The sequence below is a fragment of the Gilliamella sp. N-G2 genome, from assembly GCF_002142215.1.
Taxonomy (GTDB): Bacteria; Pseudomonadota; Gammaproteobacteria; order Enterobacterales; family Orbaceae; genus Gilliamella.
This window is the reverse complement of sequence record NZ_NAST01000006.1, coordinates 17,384-35,452: the sequence shown is the minus strand read 5'-3', so window position 1 is coordinate 35,452 and position 18,069 is coordinate 17,384. Positions and strand designations below refer to the sequence as shown.

Here is an 18,069-nt window from a genome sequence, read left to right as displayed (position 1 = left end):
TTAAATGTAATTTGCATTTAATAGCTGTCTTTATTCTTTTATCCTCCTACTTACAATAATTATAAATACAATGAAAAAATTTAAAAAATTTACAACATTAATACTAATTAATGGTTGCTATAATTGCGATGGGTTAACACATCATGGAAAATAAACAGTCGTTATTAACCGACTTAAACGCAGAACAAAAAAATGCTGTTATAACTGATAGTCAATATACTATTGTTCTTGCTGGTGCGGGAAGTGGTAAAACACGTGTATTAGTTCATAGAATTGCTTGGTTGTGTGTTGAAAAAAATTATTCCCCTAACTCTATTTTTGCTGTCACCTTTACCAATAAAGCGGCAGCTGAAATGCAAGAGCGAATACAAGCTTTAGTCGGTGAAGGATACCTAAATGGTATGTGGGTAGGAACTTTTCATGGTTTAACCCACCGTTTATTGCGTATGTTTTCTCAACAAGCTAAATTACCCGAAAATTTTCAACTTATTGATAGTGAAGATCAGATCCGTCTTATTAAACGAATTTTTCGTGAACTGAAAATTGATGAAAAGCAATGGTCACCGAAAGAGTGTGCTAATTTTATTTCCGCACAAAAAGAAAAAGGGCTTAGAGCAGATAATCTAAAACCAGAAGATCCGAAACAAATAATGTGGCAAACAATTTATCGTGATTATCAAGCAATTTGCGACAGAGTTGGTTATGTTGATTTCTCAGAATTAATTTTGAGAGCATATGAGTTGCTTTGTAGTAATGACAATGTTTTAAATTATTGTCGCCATCGTTTTTCAAATATATTAATAGATGAATTTCAAGATACTAACAAAATCCAATATTGGCTGGTGAAAAAATTAGCTGGAGACACCGCAAATGTAATGATTGTTGGTGATGATGATCAGTCAATTTATAGTTGGCGTGGAGCTAATGCCGATAATTTACAAATGTTTATCAATGATTATCCAGAAACTGAAATTATTCGCCTAGAGCAAAATTATCGATCGACAGGCATTATTTTAGATACTGCAAATAAATTGATTGCTAACAATCAAAATCGGTTAGGTAAAAATTTATGGACCGACAGTGGTGACGGAGAAAAAATTTCACTATATATCGGTTTCAACGATATTGATGAAGCAAGATTTGTTGTAGGCCAAATCAAAAAATATCATGACGATGGTCATAATTATGCTAGCTGTGCCATTTTATATCGTAATAATGTGCAATCACGTATTTTTGAAGATACCTTATTACAAGCTGGCGTACCTTACCAAATTTATGGTTCGATAAGATTCTATGAAAGGCAAGAGGTTAAATTAGCTTTAGCCTATCTACGATTATTGCATGACCATGATAATGATATGGCATTTGAAACTACGATAAATACTCCAACTCGTGGAATTGGTAATGTTACTTTAGACAAAGTTAGATTATGTGCTAAGCAGAATAATATTTCGTTATGGAATGCATGTTTAATGCTGATCCAAAAAAATGCTTTAACTGAAAGGCAACGCTCAGGTATTAGTCGTTTTTTAGAATTAATGGAATCTATTCATGTCGAAGTTAATGAATTACCATTTTATAAACAACTAGATGCAATTATTAAATTATCTGGCGTATTGCAAATGTATGAACAAGAACCAGGCATCAAAGGACAAGCACGATTGGATAATCTAGAGGAGCTTGTTTCATCTGCAGAGCAATTTTTTAGAGTTAACCAAGATAATGTAATTCAAGACAATGAAACAGGCAAAACCTTAACTGTTTTAGAATCATTTTTAGCATTTACCTCTCTTGAAAGCCGTGACGTAGCAAATCAACAGGACTCGGTGCAATTAATGACTTTACATTCAGCGAAAGGATTAGAATTTGACAATGTTTTTATTGTTGGATTGGAAGAGGGTATTTTTCCTGCACAACGTTCCTCTCAAGAACGAGACAAAATGGAAGAAGAAAGACGCTTAGCCTATGTCGGTATTACCCGAGCACGTAAGTTTTTAACGCTTTCTTTGTCTGAATTAAGGCGACTTTATGGGCGTGATGAGCGTAATTTGCCATCACGTTTTTTAGCTGAATTACCAGTTGAAAATTTACAAGAAATCAGTTATCGAGCTAATTTAACATCATTTAATAATGATGATGATACTTTCACTAAAGATGAGCAATTCTATCAAGATCGTAAAAATTCATATATTAAGAAGAAAAAAGAAAGCGATGGATACACATTAGGTAGGAAAGTTAAGCATAATCGTTTTGGTGAAGGTACCATTGTTAATTTAGATGGCGAAGGTGAGCATAGACGAGTGCAAATTGCTTTTGTTAATGAAGGGGTTAAATGGTTAGTTGTGAAGCTGGCAAATCTTACCTTAATGTAAATAATAAAATACTAAACAATCAAAGGATACTAAGTTTTAGCTTAGTATCCTTTATTGAACATTATAATTATTGCTAAGATTGCTCTTGCACTGACGAAGCAAATATCTCTTCAAATGGTTGATCTGTTCGATTACATATCCATTTTTCATTAATTAAATCAAAATGATAGCCTTGTTTTTGTGTTGCTAACCAAACTTGAAAAAGTGGTTCTTGAGTATTAACAATAATTTTACTATTGTTTGGAAAACTAATGGTAATAACGTTGCCATTAGTTTCATAATCTAAGTCTATATCGTGTTCGTCAGCGTATTTATCTAGGTATAATTCGATTTGGTAAAAAAGTTGATCGGTTAAGGCATGGAATTGCGTGATATTCATATTGATGTGATTAAAATTATACAGTTAATAAATTGATATTAACATAAAAAAAAATACTCCGCCACCGCTAGGTGGCAAGAGTAAAAACAAATGAAAATCGAATTAATTATTTAATGGTAACGAACAAGCAATAACGAGTAATTTATGCTTTTCATCGCCTTTATCTGCTCTCGTCCAGCGATTTGGAATATCAATAGTATTTACTAATTTACCTTCGGCAAAATAGTTCTCGATAAGTTCAATTTTACCTTTAGCAATTTCTTTTTTATCACAATTAGCATAGTGATTAACAACTATTGTGTGATATGGTGTTTTTACATTATCAATATTTTGAACTAATGCTGGAATGTAATTGGTAACTTCTTTAAAAATTCGAATTTTATCGTTATAAGGATGTGATTTTATGGATTTTTTATCAAGGTAAGTATAACCAATGGTGTTATCCTCGTCAGTTTTAGATAGGGGTATAAATTGTTCACCTATTTTAGGATTACTTAGCATTACCTCAACTTCTTTAGCTTGAGCTGCTAATTCATCTTGAGTAAAGGCTTTCTTTTCTTCTGCATGAGTGATAGTAATAAAAGAAAAGAGCATTAAACATAAACATAATTTTTTCATTTAAATTTTATCTCCCTCTTTTTCGCTATTTTCAATTGGTTTATCTTGTTGAGTATGAGATTGTTTTTCTTGAGCTTCTTTTTGTTCTTTTTCTTTTTGTTTTTTTAATTTATAGGCTTTGATCTTTTCTTGACGCTCTTTATCCATTTGTTCATCAAGTGGTTTCATATCCGGACGATCTTTATAAAGAATATCTTTCTTTACATCTCCTTGAATTGAGCAAAGTACACGATTTTGTTTATTAGAAACATTCTCTAAATAAAGTGATTTTTCAATGGTACCTAGTTTGGGTACTACATTATCGATTGAATAAGGATTATCCTGCCAATTAGATTGTTTAGCATTGAGATCATAAATTTTGGAATTAGCAATATATACGGTTTCATTATATTTCAACCATTTTAACTTATTAAGTGTGTTGATAATTTCATCTTGGCTATTATCAAAAATAAATCCCCAATAATAATATTGTCCAGATAAATTTGTTGAAATATAGATGTTTTGATAACCAGTTATCGTTAATCCATGGTATTTAATAGGTTTTTTGAAATTAACTTTATCTTTATTTTGTTGATGAATTGATTCTACAGGAATATAAGTGACATTATCGGTTGTTATTAAATCAACATACTGACTAATTAATTGTTTATTTTCAGCTAATTTTTCAAAAAAATGATTATCACAAGTAAGAAAACTATCTACTACCTTGTCTGTAATGTTTACTTCATTATTTTGCGCGAAAACCATGCAAGAAACGAGAGAAGAACAAACAAGCACAGTAAGTTTTTTTATTATCATAGAGCGGTTCCTTTCATCAAAATCACGCTAATTGTTTGTAATAGTATTGTAAAGTAATGTAAATATTTATGTCAATCTAATTGAAATTATTTTGGACCAAAATTAGTAAATCGCCGTTTTTAAAAGAGATTTCTACTCTATCATCTATAGCTTTGTTACGCAAACTAATGTAGCCACCAAGAACTAGTGTTTGGTTAGTTAAAGGGTATTTAAAGCCTGTTATAGTCAAACTAGTTACTGTAGACAATGGCATTAACGAAATTATACGATTTTTCACGTGGTGGATGATCTGATGATGATCAGCGAAGAAAAAATGGCAATAATTGTCATAAAACATCATGTTAAATTGGTGATAGTATTGCATTGCTATAGATAAGTTACCTAAGAAATGATCACTGGCTCCTCCTGATGCACCATATATTGAAAATGATGTAACACCTTTACTATTTAAAAATAGTAATGCTTTTTCAAAATCAGGTTTAGATTGATCTGGAGTATGAATAATTTGTGTTTTTAACGGTATCGCCCTAGTAGAGTCGATGCTATCTAAATCACCGATAATGAAATCAGGTTCAATGGCTGATGTAAATAAATAACTATGATAGGCACCATCAGTACAGGCAATATAAGTATAATCTTTTATATTACTCGGAATATCTTTTGGTGGTTCACCATTGACAAATAGTAGTGCTGTTTTTTGCATGATTATTTCCATTAAATTAATTTATAACATTAATGTATATGCCATAATAATTGCATCCTCTTGATGACCATCAACTGTTGGATAATAATTTTTTCTCACTGTTATTTGGTTAAAACCCATTGAATGATATAACTCAATTGCTGGCGTGTTAGATTTTCTAACTTCCAACCATAAAGTTGAAATAGCCTGCGGTGAGTTAATGGCTATTAAGTTATCAATTAAATGATTTAATAATGCTTTAGCTAATCCCTGTTGTCTGTATGCAGGATGTATTGCAATATTAAATAAAGTTGCTTCGTCGGCAACTTGTTGGCAAATACAAAAGCCGACTAGCTTATTACCAACAGTTATTTTAAGATTGATATAACGTTCACCTTGATTTGAAAAAAAAGTTTCTTTGGACCAATGGATAGGGTGGCATATGAGTTCTAACTCATATGCTTCCGTTAAATCATGTTCATTCAGGATGGAAATTGTTTTCATATTCACATAACAGCTGCCAAAGTTTACGTTTTTGGTATGGATCTTTAGCTAGCGAATCTAAATCACAGGTATTAATGGTTAAACTATTTTGCCATGGTTCATTGCTAAGCACATCTATAAACCATGTCACTATTTTTACTTCATCCGCCGAAATAATTAATTGCGAAGGGGTAAGAAATAACACTTGTTCTTCTGTTAAACGAATGGCTTTTAAAATATCGTAATATATTTTTTGTGTTGGTTTTTGTTTAGCAACAACAATTAAACGAATTTTATCGTCTATATGAGTCGCAAGTTCACCCTGAAAAACGGTTGTATTGCGTAAAACATATTGAGTAATATTACACTGTTTAAGATACCAATCAGTTTGTGTCATTGTCAGATTACGGTTTTACTAGGGATTAAAGGAAGTTAATTGTATAATCTTCGCTTCAATTTATAAAGGTTTTTCATTGAGGCATTATGGCAACATCTGTTTTTACTCCAGCTAGCCAAGTACTTGAACGTCATCAGTCATTTTTTGATGATAAAAATATCCTTATTGCTGGTGATATTCAAGATAATTATCCTGCGGTCATTTCAGCAAATCTTGTTAAGATTCATTGTTCCCAATATCATACTTTTTTAAACTTTAAAAATAGTAAACGAATGAATAGCACTATATTTTCGCTCTATCCTGATACATCTTTTTATAGTGATATAAATACCCTCATTTATTATTGGCCTAAGACTAAGAGTGAAGCACAATTTCAATTATCGTTTTTATTAAACAATATGCCCAAAGAGAGTGATATTTTTATAATAGGTGAAAATCGTACTGGGGTAAAAAGTGTTGAAGGGTTATTAGCGGATTTTGGCACCATCCAAAAAATAGATAGTGCCAGACGGTGTGGTTTATATCATTTTCGTGCAGATAGCCGTTTGGCTTTTGATTTAAAAGAGTGGTGGTTAAGTTATCATTTAACGATTGAAAACCAAGCTATCGAAATTAAGAGCTTGCCAGGTGTATTTAGCCAAAAAGGTTTGGATGCAGGAAGTGAATTATTATTGAATGCATTGATGGAGCAGAGTGATATTATTAAAGGCAACGTTCTCGATGTAGGTTGTGGCTCAGGTATTTTATCGACAGTTTTAGGTAAGTTATATCAAGATCTAAACTTAACATTAACCGATGTTAATAGCGCCGCGTTAGAATCTAGTAAAGCTACTTTAGCTGGCAATCACATTGCAGGAAAAGTTATTGCTAGTGATGTATTTTCAGATATCAATGACAAGTATCACTTAATTATCTCTAATCCTCCTTTTCACGATGGTAAGGAGACCAGTTACACGGCAGTGAACAAACTGATTAAAGAAGCTAAAAAGTACTTAAAATTAAATGGCTATTTTTGTATTGTGGCAAATTCATTTTTGCCTTATCAATCGATTTTGGATGAGACCTTTAAACAGGTTGACGTTATTGCGCAAACAACCAAATTTAAAGTCTATCTAGCCAGTCATTAATCATTAAAGATAATCAAATATTCATGCGTGAGTTAAATCAATCAAATCACGCGTGAAAACTGATGTTGTCGGACTAAGCGACGCATATAGATATCAAAGCACATACAAATATTGCGTATTAGCAAATGACCTTTAGGTTGAACAACGATGCTATCTTGATTAACGATTACTAGTCCATCTTGGGCTAATGGTGCAAGTAGTTTTAAATCGTCAGCAAAATAGTCATCAAATTTAATGTGATAAAGTTGTTCAATCGTTTTTTTATCAAGATGGAAATGACAAATTAGCTGCTTAATCACATCTCTGCGTATTTTATCATCTTGGTTTAAGGTAAAGCCTTTCCATAGACCATGACCTTTTTGTTCAACCAAAGTTTGATATGATTTTAGATCTTTCTGATTTTGCGCATAACTATCACCCAGCATGCTAATTGCTGATACTCCAAGCCCCACTAAATCCGCATCGCCTTTAGTGGTGTAACCTTGAAAGTTACGATGCAGCTGATTTTGCTGTTGAGCTATAGCTAACTCATCGGTTGGTTTGGCAAAGTGATCCATGCCGATAAATTGATAACCAGCTTGGGTTAATTTTTCGATACTGGTTTGTAAGATCTTTAGTTTTTGGTTAGCACTGGGTAGATCATGGTCTTTAATTTTACGTTGAGCAGCAAAACGGCTAGGTAAGTGTGCATAATTAAACACACTTAATCTATCAGGAGAAATATCAATAACTTTATTTAATGTCTCGGTAAAACTTTCAACGGTTTGCTTAGGTAATCCATAAATTAAATCAAGACTAATCGATCGAAAATGATTTTTTCGTGCTTGGGCAATTAATGAGCGGATCAAATTCTCATCTTGCTCACGATTAATAAGGTTTTGAATTTCATGATTGAAATCTTGAATCCCCATACTTAACCGATTAAAGCCAAGTTTGGCAAGATGATCGATAGTTTGTGGGCTGATTTCTCTGGGATCAATTTCAATGGATAGCTCGGCATCTTGAGCAAAGTTAAAGTGTTGCTTTATAGAGGTAATTAATCGGCTTATTTCATCGTCAGTCAAAAAAGTTGGTGTACCACCCCCCCAATGCATTTGAGTGACAATTCGATCTTTGAACAATTCAGCTCGTTTGGTTATTTCAATATCTAATATATCAAGATATCGGGTAACTTTATGAGTTTGCCGGGTTACCAGTTTATTACATCCGCAGAAATAACAGAGTTTGTGACAAAACGGAATATGAATATAAAGTGATAATGGTCTATGAGGATAACAAGAAGCGGCTGAAATAAAGTCTTGCTCAGTAAACTGTTCGTTAAATTCAAGTGCTGTTGGATAAGAGGTATATCTTGGACCTGAATAGTTATATTTTTCAATTAACTCTTGATCCCAGAGTTGCGATTGAAGCATATTATTATTTTTTAATTCTACTTTTGACATTGCCACTTCCATAACGTTTTGCTGTATTAGGCTGTTTGATCTTTAATTGCGTTTTAATTTTAAGTCGATTTATTTTTTTCAAATATAATAATGTGCAAATAAATAATCCCAAGTACAAACCTAGCATAATAAATATTGGCATGATAGATGGCTCTTTATGGTGATTTGTATAAAATTATTGATTTGGCATTGATATTGAATCAAATTAACTTACTTACGCTTAAGTAGGCCGACGATATCTTCTTTAGCCTCGTCTAACTCCTCATCGTCTTCAAAATCGTCATCTTCAATACCTAACTGTTTCATCAGTTGATCAATGCGATCTAATTTATTATCGAGATAAGATTGTTGAGGATCAGTCAATGTTTTGCCTTGCTCAACCAAATCAAGTAAATGATCTAGTTTAGTATCATTTTCAAGTTGTTCTAACTCTTGTTGTGGTGTTAATTTAATTTTTGGCGGTTGATTAACTTTATTCTTTATCGATGAATCATTGGTTTGTAGCAATGAAATTGCTTTTTTGCTGCCAATGCGAGGATCTTTAATTGTATTGGTGGATTTTTTATTTTGATTGTTATCTGTTCCATTAAAACGAGAACCACTAGGTAAACCTTTATGTTTACGTTTGCGCTTGAGTTCGCGTGACTCTTCATTAATCTCTTGACGGTTTTTTTTAGGTTTTAGTTTCGATTTATTTTTTAACATACAATCTCAATTTGATATCTAGTTATTAATGCATTAAACCTATTTTACCAGTAACTGGTTAATATAGCTATGAGCAGAAGGTAATGCGAATTTATGATTGTAAAAAAATAGATTTAGTATAATCTGAGCCAAATAATTTTTTAATTACTGAGCAATAGAGAATAAAACATGAAAAATCATTTGAGCCCCTATATGCAATTTACCCGACAAGAGTGGGCAGGCTTGCGTAATGCGGTACCGATGACTTTAACAGCCGAGGAGCTAACTTCACTACAAGGAATTAATGAAGACTTATCAATGGATGAAGTAAGTGAAATTTACTTGCCTTTATCTCGATTACTCAATTATTATATTAATAACAGTTTTAGCCGTCAGGCAGTCTTATCAAAATTTCTAGGTAAAAGCCAAAAAATACCTTATGTTATCGGTATTGCTGGTAGTGTTGCTGTAGGTAAAAGCACTACAGCCCGTGTCTTACAAGCATTATTAACTCGTTGGCCAGAGCATCGTAAAGTTGCGTTAGTGACGACCGACGGTTTTTTATATCCGAATCGTTATCTTGAAGAACGTGGTATCATGAATAAGAAAGGATTTCCTCAATCTTATGATATCAAAAAATTGATTAATTTTGTTGCTGATGTAAAATCAGGGCAGTCAGAAGTTAAAGCACCGGTTTATTCTCATTTAGTTTACGATATTGTTGAAGATGAACATATTGTTGTTGATAGTCCAGATATTTTAATTCTTGAAGGATTAAATGTTTTACAAGGCACCATAAACTATACTCAAGCTAATAATCGTGTATTTGTTTCTGATTATGTCGATTTTTCGATCTATGTCGACGCACAATTACCGCTATTACACGATTGGTATGTTAACCGATTTTTAAAATTTAGAGCTGGGGCATTTAGTGATCCTAACTCTTACTTTAACCACTATTCAATGCTTCCAGAGGAAGAGGCCGTGAATATTGCTAACCGCCTTTGGCGAGATATCAATGAATTAAATTTGATTGAAAATATCCTACCAACACGGGAACGAGCAAGTTTAATTTTAACCAAAGGTAAAGATCATAAAGTAGATTGTGTTCAATTAAGAAAATAAACTTAAGGGGAATCAATATGAAATCAGCAATAAGGTTATTAAGTAAATTAAGCATTATCACTTTAGTTACTGCATTTTCGGTAAATAGTTATGCATCAAGCAATGACGAAAACCAAGGATTAAATTGCGATGCTAAAAAGCAAGCAATTGAAACGAAAATAGAACAAGCTAAAAAAGCAAATAATAGTAATGAAGTGAATGGTCTTGAAAAAGCGTTGCAAGAAGTTAATACCAATTGTACTGATGAAACTTTAGAACAAAAATATAAAAGATTAATAGTTGAAAAAACTAAAGATGTTACAGATAAAACCAAAGAATTAGCTGAAAAAACTAAAGAGTATGCAAAAGATAAAGTTAATGCTCATCAAGATACAATCGATGCATTAAAAGCGAAATTAAATGATGCCGAAAAAGAATTAGCTGATGCTAAAGATAAACTTGCTGATTATTACAAGCAATTGACCAGCAAATAAGTTATATTTGACTTAAAAAGTGCTTTCCTCACATTTTTTATCTAAGTTCTCAATAAATAAGCACCTTTGATCTAGGATTAATGGTGCTTTTTGTTAAGACACGCAACGTTGCTTAAACTGGACTTTTTTATTTAAAAAGAGTATGGTGGGCGCCTAATTACGTGGTTCGTGAACCTCCCACGCTAAAAAACTAAGGAAAAAAATGAGTAATATAACACTACTTGGCGATCAATCCGTTCGCTATCCTACTGACTATTGTCCAGAAATTTTAGAAACATTTGATAATAAACATCCAGGAAACGATTATTTTGTAAAATTTAATTGTCCTGAATTTACCAGTCTTTGTCCAATTACTGGCCAACCCGATTTTGCGACTATTTATATTTCGTATGTGCCAAATATAAAAATGGTAGAAAGTAAATCACTCAAGCTATATCTATTCAGTTTCCGTAATCATGGTGATTATCATGAAGATTGCATCAACATTATTATGAAAGATCTAATTAAGTTAATGGATCCTAAATATATTGAAGTTTGGGGCAAATTCACGCCGCGCGGTGGAATCTCAATTGATCCATATGCCAATTATGGTAAAGCTGGCACCAATTGGCAGCAAATAGCGATGAATCGTTTAGCTAATCACGATCTTTATCCTGAAAAAGTTGATAATCGTTAATCTTTTCAACCCAACAGTATTACGAAATAGTTAAATTGGAATAAAGAAACATGCAAAATCGTAAAGCACTAGTGATATTTTCTGGTGGGCAAGACTCTACCACCTGTTTACTGCAAGCCATTGCTGATTATGGACGCGAAAATGTGGAAACCATTAGTTTTCAATATGGGCAACGGCATGTTATTGAACTTGAAAAAGCTAAATGGATTGCTGAAGATCTTGGCGTTAAACAAACGGTGATCGATACTTCGGTGATTAAACAGACCACTAATAATGCTTTGATTGATGACTCGCAAGAAATCAAAGCGGCCAAAGAAGGGGATTACCCGAATACTTTTGTAGACGGTCGTAATATGCTGTTCTTACTTCTAGCAGGTTGTTATGCCAAGCAACAAGGTATACCTAATGTTATTATTGGTGTCTGTGAAACCGATTTTAGTGGTTATCCTGATTGTCGAGATATCTTTATCAAATCAATGAATGTATCGATGAATCTGGCTATGGATTACAACTTTAATCTAATCACGCCACTGATGTATCTAACCAAAGCCCAAACATGGGAAATTGCCGATAAACTTGGCTGTTTGGCTTATGTCCGAAAGCATACGCATACTTGTTATTATGGTGTAGATGGTGGATGTGGCCAATGTCCTAGCTGTATTCTTCGCGAAAAAGGTTTAAATGAGTATCTTAATCATTCAAATTAATTGTAACACTGGGTTCACTTACGCCATTAAAAAAGGAAAAATTTATGTATCTGAACACTAATTCAGAACAAACTTGCCAATTTACTTACGCACAACAAATGAAAGCTCTTGGTTGGCTTTCGTTTTTTCATATTTTGGTTATTGCTTCAAGCAATTACCTGGTACAAATCCCTTTTGATATTTTTGGTTTCCATACCACTTGGGGAGCGTTTACCTTTCCATTTATCTTCTTGACTACTGATTTAACTATTCGGGTCTTTGGCGCGAGTTTAGCGAGAAAGATTATTTTTGTGGTGATGATTCCCGCTTTACTATTTTCTTATTCTATCTCAGTATTGTTTTTTGAAACCCACTGGATGGGATTTTCTGCGTTAGCCGAGTTTAATAGCTTTGTTTTTCGCATCGCTTTAGCGAGTTTTGCCGCTTACTTAGTAGGTCAATTGATGGATATTACGGTGTTTAATTATCTACGTAAAAATAGAGCATGGTGGGTAGCGCCTTCAGCATCGGCAATATTAGGCAATGGTATTGATACCATTGTCTTTTTTGCGATCGCCTTTTATAAAACAAACGATGAATTTATGGCTACGCATTGGGTCGAAATCGCCACTATCGATTATAGTTTTAAAATTATAATCTGTGGTCTATTCTTTTTACCATTATATGGAATTATTTTAAACTTTATCTTAAAGAAATTAGTTATCAAATCCCAATAAATTGACTTTAAATTCATGTAACGTTTATTACTTATCTGGCAGTTAAAGTTCATTGGCAATTCTAACTGCCTATTTTTCTCTCTCAAAAAAGACCGTTCCTCAAAAATTTAACTAACTTCATAACTTAATTATAAAAAAATTTCAAAATTTGATTAAAGAAGTTTTGCCAAACCTTGTTTGAAAGTGCATAATATTGTTAAAAAAACAGCCAGTACATTTATTGTAACAATAAGGGATTAGGTGAAATAATGAGATTTATAAAACACTTAGCGGTGTTAAGTTTATTTTTAATGCTATGCGCTTGTGATGATCAGAAAGATAAAACAATAGAGTCACAACAAACTGATAAAACTGAGGTGGCAACAGATGTCATTGACAGCAAAACCGATGCTGTTGCAACAGAAACTTTAACTGAAGCTAAGGTTGTATCTGAGTCTGAATCTCATAATGTCTTCAATCCAACTCCAGAGTTAATTGAAAAGTATAAAGGTAAACAATTAACTGTCATTGATAGTTCTGAAGTTATTATTGATGGTTCAAGTACTTTAGTAGTGACTTTTTCGGTACCTCTTAATCCTAAGTTGAATTTTTCTAATTTACTCAGATTAGTTGATAGAAAAACAGGTAATGTTGATGGAGCATGGGAATTATCTGATAATGGTTTAGAGCTAAAACATCGTTATCTTCAACCAGATCGACAACTGGTTTTAACCATTGATAAATTATTATCAGCTATCAACGACAGTCATTTAGAATCTGTTTACCAAAAAGAAATTACGACTCAAGACCGCCAACCTACAGTAGGTTTTGCAAGTTCGGGTATATTACTACCAAGCAAATCTATGAGCGGATTACCTGTCACAACGCTGAATGTAAATAAAATTGATATTAACTTTTTTAAAATTAAACCAGAAAAATTATCTAAATTAGTGGATGATTTTGGTTTTATTGATTTGCTTTCGATTTGGCGTTCAAAAGAATTGACTAAATATGCTGATTTAGTTTATTCATCAAGATTCGATCTTCATCCAAAACCTAATGCACAAGAAACAGTTTTAGTAAACCTTGCTAATATTGCTGAACTTAATCAAGAAGGTGTTTATATTGCTGTGATGAATGAAGCAGGTATTTATAACGAATCGAATCCAGCAACTTTGTTTTCAATTAGTAATATTGGTGTGTCAGTTCATCGTTATAAAAATGCTAAGATAGCAGTAATGACTCATGGTTTAGATAATGGTAAACCATTAGCAAATATTGATTTATCATTAATGTGTCGTAAAGATGAAAATAGTAAAAAATGTCATACAATTTCAGCAGTAACAGATCAAGATGGTTATGCTGAATTTGACCTAGGTAATAATTATGACTATTCGTTATTAACAGCCAGTGATGGCCAGCAAACTTCGTTTGTTAATATTGATCGTAATGCGCTTAATTTGACTGATTTCAATTTGTCCGGTAGTCCTTTTTATCAAAAACAATTGTTTGTTTTCGGACCTCGTGACCTCTATCGTCCAGAAGAAACCGTCTATTTTAATGCATTATTACGTAATGCTGATGGGCAATCATTACCAGATCAACCTATTATTGTTGATATTCTTTCTCCTGATAGTCGAGTGATTAAAAATTACCAATTAAAAAGTAATGCTGATTTAAATGGTTTATATCAAGAAACATTTGATATTCCTTATGATGCCGCAACAGGTAAATGGGCAATTCGTTTTAATTTAGGCGATGATGATTATCGTTACTGGAACTTTAAAGTTGAAGAGTTTTTGCCTGAACGTATGGCAATGGAAATAAAAAGTACTACAAGCGGGGCGGTTCTTAATAACGAAGATATTAACTTTAATGTTAAAGGTTGGTATTTATATGGTGAACCAGCAATAGGTAACAGTTTAGAAGCTAATCTCTATTTAAAGAACGTCGATTCAGTTACTGGTCTAGCTGACTTCAAAATTGGAAAAGTGACAGACGAAAGCCTATATCGTGAGCTTGATTCTCTTGAGGTTGAGTTGAATGATGATGGTTTAACTCAAATTGAGGTTAGCAAAGATAATTGGTCTGGAACAGAGTCTCCTATTAAAGTTGTTTTACAAGCAAGTCTACTTGATTCAGGCGGTCGACCGGTTACACGTTATGCGTCACAAACCATATGGCCGGCAGATAAATTACCTGCAATTCGAGCACTATTTGAAGATTCACCATATTATGATTGGAATCAGGATGAATATTATGATCGTCCTACCGTTGACATTGACCATAATGCCGAATTTGAAATTGCTTACATTAACCTTGAAGGTGAAAAGTTAGCTACAAATTCACTAAAAGCTCGGTTGATTCGCGAACGTCGTAATTATTATTGGACTTGGTCAGATGAGGATGGTTGGCAATTAAACTATAATTCTAATGAATATATGGTTTCAGAAAATCAATTATCTATTGATGCAGGTAGTACAACAAAAATAAGTTTCCAACCAACTGATTATGGCTCTTATCGCGTTGAAGTTGTTGATCCTCAAACTAACGTTATGACAAGTTTCCGTTTTTGGGCTGGTTATGATTGGGAAGATAATACTCGTGGCACAAAATCTGTACGGCCAGATCAAGTTAAGTTAACTATTGATAAACCATCTTATAAAGTTGGCGATATAGCCAGAGTGAATGTGCAGGCACCAGTTGCTGGCTCCGGTTATATCTCTTTAGAAAGCAATGGTGGTACCATTTGGAAAAAATCAATAACTATTGATGAAAATGGTTTAGATGTTGATATACCTATTGAAAACTGGGGACGACATGATATCTATATTAGTACTATGATAGTTCGTCCATCAACAGATGCTGCTGTACAAACAGTTAAACGAGCAATTGGGTTATTATATTTACCAATTGACACAACAGACCGTCAGTTAAATGTTGCAATCAATGCACCAGCTCAAGTTGAACCAGAAACTACTGTACCAATAAAAATCAAAATGGATAAACAGTTTATTCAAAAGGATAAAAAAGTCACCGTTTTGGTTTCTGCAGTTGATTCCGGTGTATTAAATATAACTGATTTTGTTACACCCGATCCATATACAGGATTTTTAGGTCGTAAACGCTATGATACCAGTATTTACGATGTTTATGGTAAATTGATTGAAGCTTCAGGTCGTAATGTTAATATGAGCTTTGGTGGTGATGCGATGGGTGCTGGTGGTAAAAAACCATTAAATGACGTCCTAATTGTAGCACAACAACTTGAAACTATTCAGTTAAATGATGAAGGCGAAGGGATAATTAACTTACCATTGCCTGATTTTAATGGTGAACTACGAATAATGGCGCAAGCATGGGATAACAATCGTTTTGGTAAAGCTGAAAAAACGATGAAAGTTGCTGCTCCTGTTATTGCTGAATTAACAACACCTCGATTCTTATCTGGTGGTGATCAGGCGATTTTAGCGTTAGATTTACATAATTTGACTGGTAGTACGCAAAACATGCAAGTTGAGGTATCAACTAGTGGTTTGCTTCATCAAAATGAAACAAAATCAGTTACTGTAAAACTAGATAGTAAACAGAAAGATATTATTAAGATTCCTGTTGCTGCCGATTACGGTTATGGTAAAGGAACAATAAAGATAGATGTAAAAGGCATTTTGCTTGAAGATAATTCTGATTTTAATATTAGTCGTTCTTGGACAATTGGTGTAAGACCTGCTTATGCCGCAACTTCAAGATCTTATGTCGCAGCATTGGATGCAAATGAAAGCTGGCAATTATCAGACCAAGCTTTAACTGGTTTGATCGAAAATACTGTTGAAGGGCAGTTAGTGGTCTCTAACCAGCCACCACTAAACATTTCACAATATATTAAAAGTTTATTTGCTTACCCTTATGGTTGTTTAGAACAAACTACGAGTGGTTTGTTCCCATCTTTATATGCTAACAGTGAACAATTGGCACAGTTAGGTATTAAAACTGATTCTGATGAAAAGCGCCGTGAAAAAGTTCAAACAGGTATTTCACGTATTTTATCAATGCAACGTAGTAACGGAAGTTTTGGATTATGGAGCAACTATAGTGAAGAAGAACATTGGCTAACAGTTTATGCAACAGACTTTTTATTGCAAGCTAAAGAACGCGGATATCAGGTTAATGATAAAGCGCTTGATGCTGCAATGACACGTATTGGGCAATATATTTATGATTCTTCGGCATTTAATAATCTTAGTTATTACGGTGATTTAGATGTGCTTGAATTTAATAAATTGTCTGTTAAAGCTTATGCCTTAATGATACTTTCTAAACAAGAGAAAATCACTTCTGCAATGCGTAATGAAATTAATCAGTTAACCGATAAAATAATGAACAGTGATACATCATTTATCTATTCTCCATTACCTTTAGCCCATTTAGCGGTTACTGCAAAATTAAATGGTTATCAGGAAACCTATGACAAATTACTGCCGTTGGTTTTTACTACCCCATATAAATATAATGATAGGTGGTTAGGTAATTATGGTAGCGCAGTTCGTGATCAGTCATTAATTCTTTCTTTACTGATAGAAAATAATATGGCTAAGAATAATCAGGCAAGTTATCTATATAATTTGTCAGAATTATTAAATGATCAACGTTATTTCTCAACACAGGAGTTAAATGCGTTATTTATTGCTGGTTGGACATTAGAACAACATAAAAGTGGTAATCAATTTAAAGTTTCAATAAATGGCAAAATTGATGATATTGATTCAATTGTTTCACATTCCTATGATTATGAGGGATTAGCTCAAGGATTATCTATTAATAATTCCGCTTATGATCAGCCACTTTATATTAAATTTTCTGTTACAGGCTATGCAAAAACACCAGCTGCACCAACATCGCAAGATGATTTCTTAACTATTAATCGAACTTATTATGATTTACATGGGAAAGAGATAACACCATCGAATATAGAAGTAGGTTCAATGATGGTTGTCGTTTTGGATGTAACAGCTAAAAAAGCTGTTCATGATGCCTTGATTGTTGATTTCTTACCTGCAGGTTTGGAACTGGAAAACCAAAATCTTGCCAATAGCAGTGTAAATTTATCAACAATTCCATGGGTTGCTGATTTATTAAAAAGTGATGATGTTAACGAGATTAAATATCAGGAATTTAGAGATGATAGATATGTTGCTGCGGTGAATATCAATACCTATATCAATGAAAATAAATATCGTAAACGCGTTGCTTATTTAGTTAGAGCAGTGACTACTGGTGATTACATGATTCCTTATCCTTATGTTGAGTCAATGTATCGACCAGACAGGTTTGCTATAGGGAAATCACTTGATTTGATGACAATATCTAGTCCTAGTAAAAAAGATAATAATGAAGAAGGTGATAATTAAACT

General features: G+C 33.1%; 16 protein-coding genes and 1 riboswitch. Of the genes, 8 read left to right on the top strand and 8 right to left on the bottom strand.

Translation table 11 applies throughout. The features are described from left to right. Positions 1-143 precede the first annotated feature (143 nt). Entirely contained in the window at positions 144-2,372 is a 2,229-nt protein-coding gene (gene uvrD / locus B6C99_RS04365; protein ID WP_086358713.1) for a DNA helicase II, read from the top strand. A gap of 73 nt (positions 2,373-2,445) precedes the next feature. Here uvrD and cyaY read toward each other — a convergent pair whose 3' ends face one another. The 6 genes from cyaY to B6C99_RS04335 form a co-directional block, all read right to left on the bottom strand. Then, complete coding sequence (gene cyaY, locus B6C99_RS04360; protein ID WP_086358712.1) at positions 2,446-2,751, bottom strand: iron donor protein CyaY; 306 nt, start codon at positions 2,749-2,751, stop codon at positions 2,446-2,448. A 102-nt stretch (positions 2,752-2,853) separates the two neighbouring features. Then, positions 2,854-3,369, bottom strand: a complete 516-nt coding sequence (locus tag B6C99_RS04355; protein ID WP_086358711.1) for a surface-adhesin E family protein — start codon at positions 3,367-3,369, stop codon at positions 2,854-2,856. Continuing rightward, positions 3,370-4,167, bottom strand: a complete 798-nt coding sequence (locus B6C99_RS04350; protein WP_086358710.1) for a hypothetical protein — start codon at positions 4,165-4,167, stop codon at positions 3,370-3,372. A gap of 76 nt (positions 4,168-4,243) precedes the next feature. After that, on the bottom strand, positions 4,244-4,870 hold the full coding sequence (locus B6C99_RS04345) for a thiamine diphosphokinase (RefSeq protein WP_158092438.1): 627 nt from the start codon (positions 4,868-4,870) through the stop codon (positions 4,244-4,246). A gap of 21 nt (positions 4,871-4,891) precedes the next feature. Next, positions 4,892-5,353 (bottom strand): ribosomal protein S18-alanine N-acetyltransferase, encoded by a 462-nt coding sequence (gene rimI, locus B6C99_RS04340; protein WP_086358708.1) that lies wholly within the window; start codon positions 5,351-5,353, stop codon positions 4,892-4,894. After that, the gene (locus B6C99_RS04335; protein WP_086358707.1) at positions 5,328-5,729 is read right to left on the bottom strand and encodes a DNA polymerase III subunit psi; all 402 of its coding nucleotides are present in this window, start codon (positions 5,727-5,729) and stop codon (positions 5,328-5,330) included. The genes rimI and B6C99_RS04335 overlap by 26 nt, the downstream gene beginning before the upstream one ends. A gap of 86 nt (positions 5,730-5,815) precedes the next feature. On the opposite strand from B6C99_RS04335, the gene rsmC reads away from it, so the two are divergent. After that, positions 5,816-6,856 (top strand): 16S rRNA (guanine(1207)-N(2))-methyltransferase RsmC, encoded by a 1,041-nt coding sequence (rsmC, locus tag B6C99_RS04330; protein WP_086358706.1) that lies wholly within the window; start codon positions 5,816-5,818, stop codon positions 6,854-6,856. 41 nt (positions 6,857-6,897) lie between these two features. Here the strand turns inward: rsmC and hemN are convergent, their stop codons facing one another. After that, positions 6,898-8,268 carry an oxygen-independent coproporphyrinogen III oxidase gene (gene hemN / locus B6C99_RS04325; protein ID WP_086358776.1) on the bottom strand — a complete coding sequence of 457 codons (1,371 nt, stop codon included), beginning with the start codon at positions 8,266-8,268 and terminating at the stop codon, positions 6,898-6,900. 240 nt (positions 8,269-8,508) lie between these two features. Next, positions 8,509-9,003 carry a Der GTPase-activating protein YihI gene (gene yihI / locus B6C99_RS04320; RefSeq protein ID WP_086358705.1) on the bottom strand — a complete coding sequence of 165 codons (495 nt, stop codon included), beginning with the start codon at positions 9,001-9,003 and terminating at the stop codon, positions 8,509-8,511. Between the two features lie 168 nt (positions 9,004-9,171). On the opposite strand from yihI, the gene coaA reads away from it, so the two are divergent. The 6 genes from coaA (at position 9,172) to B6C99_RS04290 (ending at position 18,066) form a co-directional block, all read left to right on the top strand. Then, positions 9,172-10,107 carry a type I pantothenate kinase gene (gene coaA / locus B6C99_RS04315; protein ID WP_086358704.1) on the top strand — a complete coding sequence of 312 codons (936 nt, stop codon included), beginning with the start codon at positions 9,172-9,174 and terminating at the stop codon, positions 10,105-10,107. 17 nt (positions 10,108-10,124) lie between these two features. Next, entirely contained in the window at positions 10,125-10,580 is a 456-nt protein-coding gene (locus tag B6C99_RS04310; RefSeq protein ID WP_086358703.1) for a DUF1090 domain-containing protein, read from the top strand. A gap of 155 nt (positions 10,581-10,735) precedes the next feature. Next, positions 10,736-10,780, top strand: a riboswitch (PreQ1 riboswitch). Positions 10,781-10,782: 2 nt separating this feature from the next. After that, positions 10,783-11,256: a preQ(1) synthase gene (gene queF, locus B6C99_RS04305; RefSeq protein ID WP_086358702.1), complete on the top strand. Its 474-nt coding sequence runs from the start codon at positions 10,783-10,785 to the stop codon at positions 11,254-11,256. A gap of 50 nt (positions 11,257-11,306) precedes the next feature. Then, complete coding sequence (queC, locus tag B6C99_RS04300; RefSeq protein ID WP_086358701.1) at positions 11,307-11,963, top strand: 7-cyano-7-deazaguanine synthase QueC; 657 nt, start codon at positions 11,307-11,309, stop codon at positions 11,961-11,963. Between the two features lie 44 nt (positions 11,964-12,007). After that, positions 12,008-12,679, top strand: a complete 672-nt coding sequence (locus B6C99_RS04295; RefSeq protein WP_086358700.1) for a 7-cyano-7-deazaguanine/7-aminomethyl-7-deazaguanine transporter — start codon at positions 12,008-12,010, stop codon at positions 12,677-12,679. A 248-nt stretch (positions 12,680-12,927) separates the two neighbouring features. Beyond that, positions 12,928-18,066 (top strand): alpha-2-macroglobulin, encoded by a 5,139-nt coding sequence (locus B6C99_RS04290; RefSeq protein WP_086358699.1) that lies wholly within the window; start codon positions 12,928-12,930, stop codon positions 18,064-18,066. Positions 18,067-18,069: the final 3 nt, after the last annotated feature.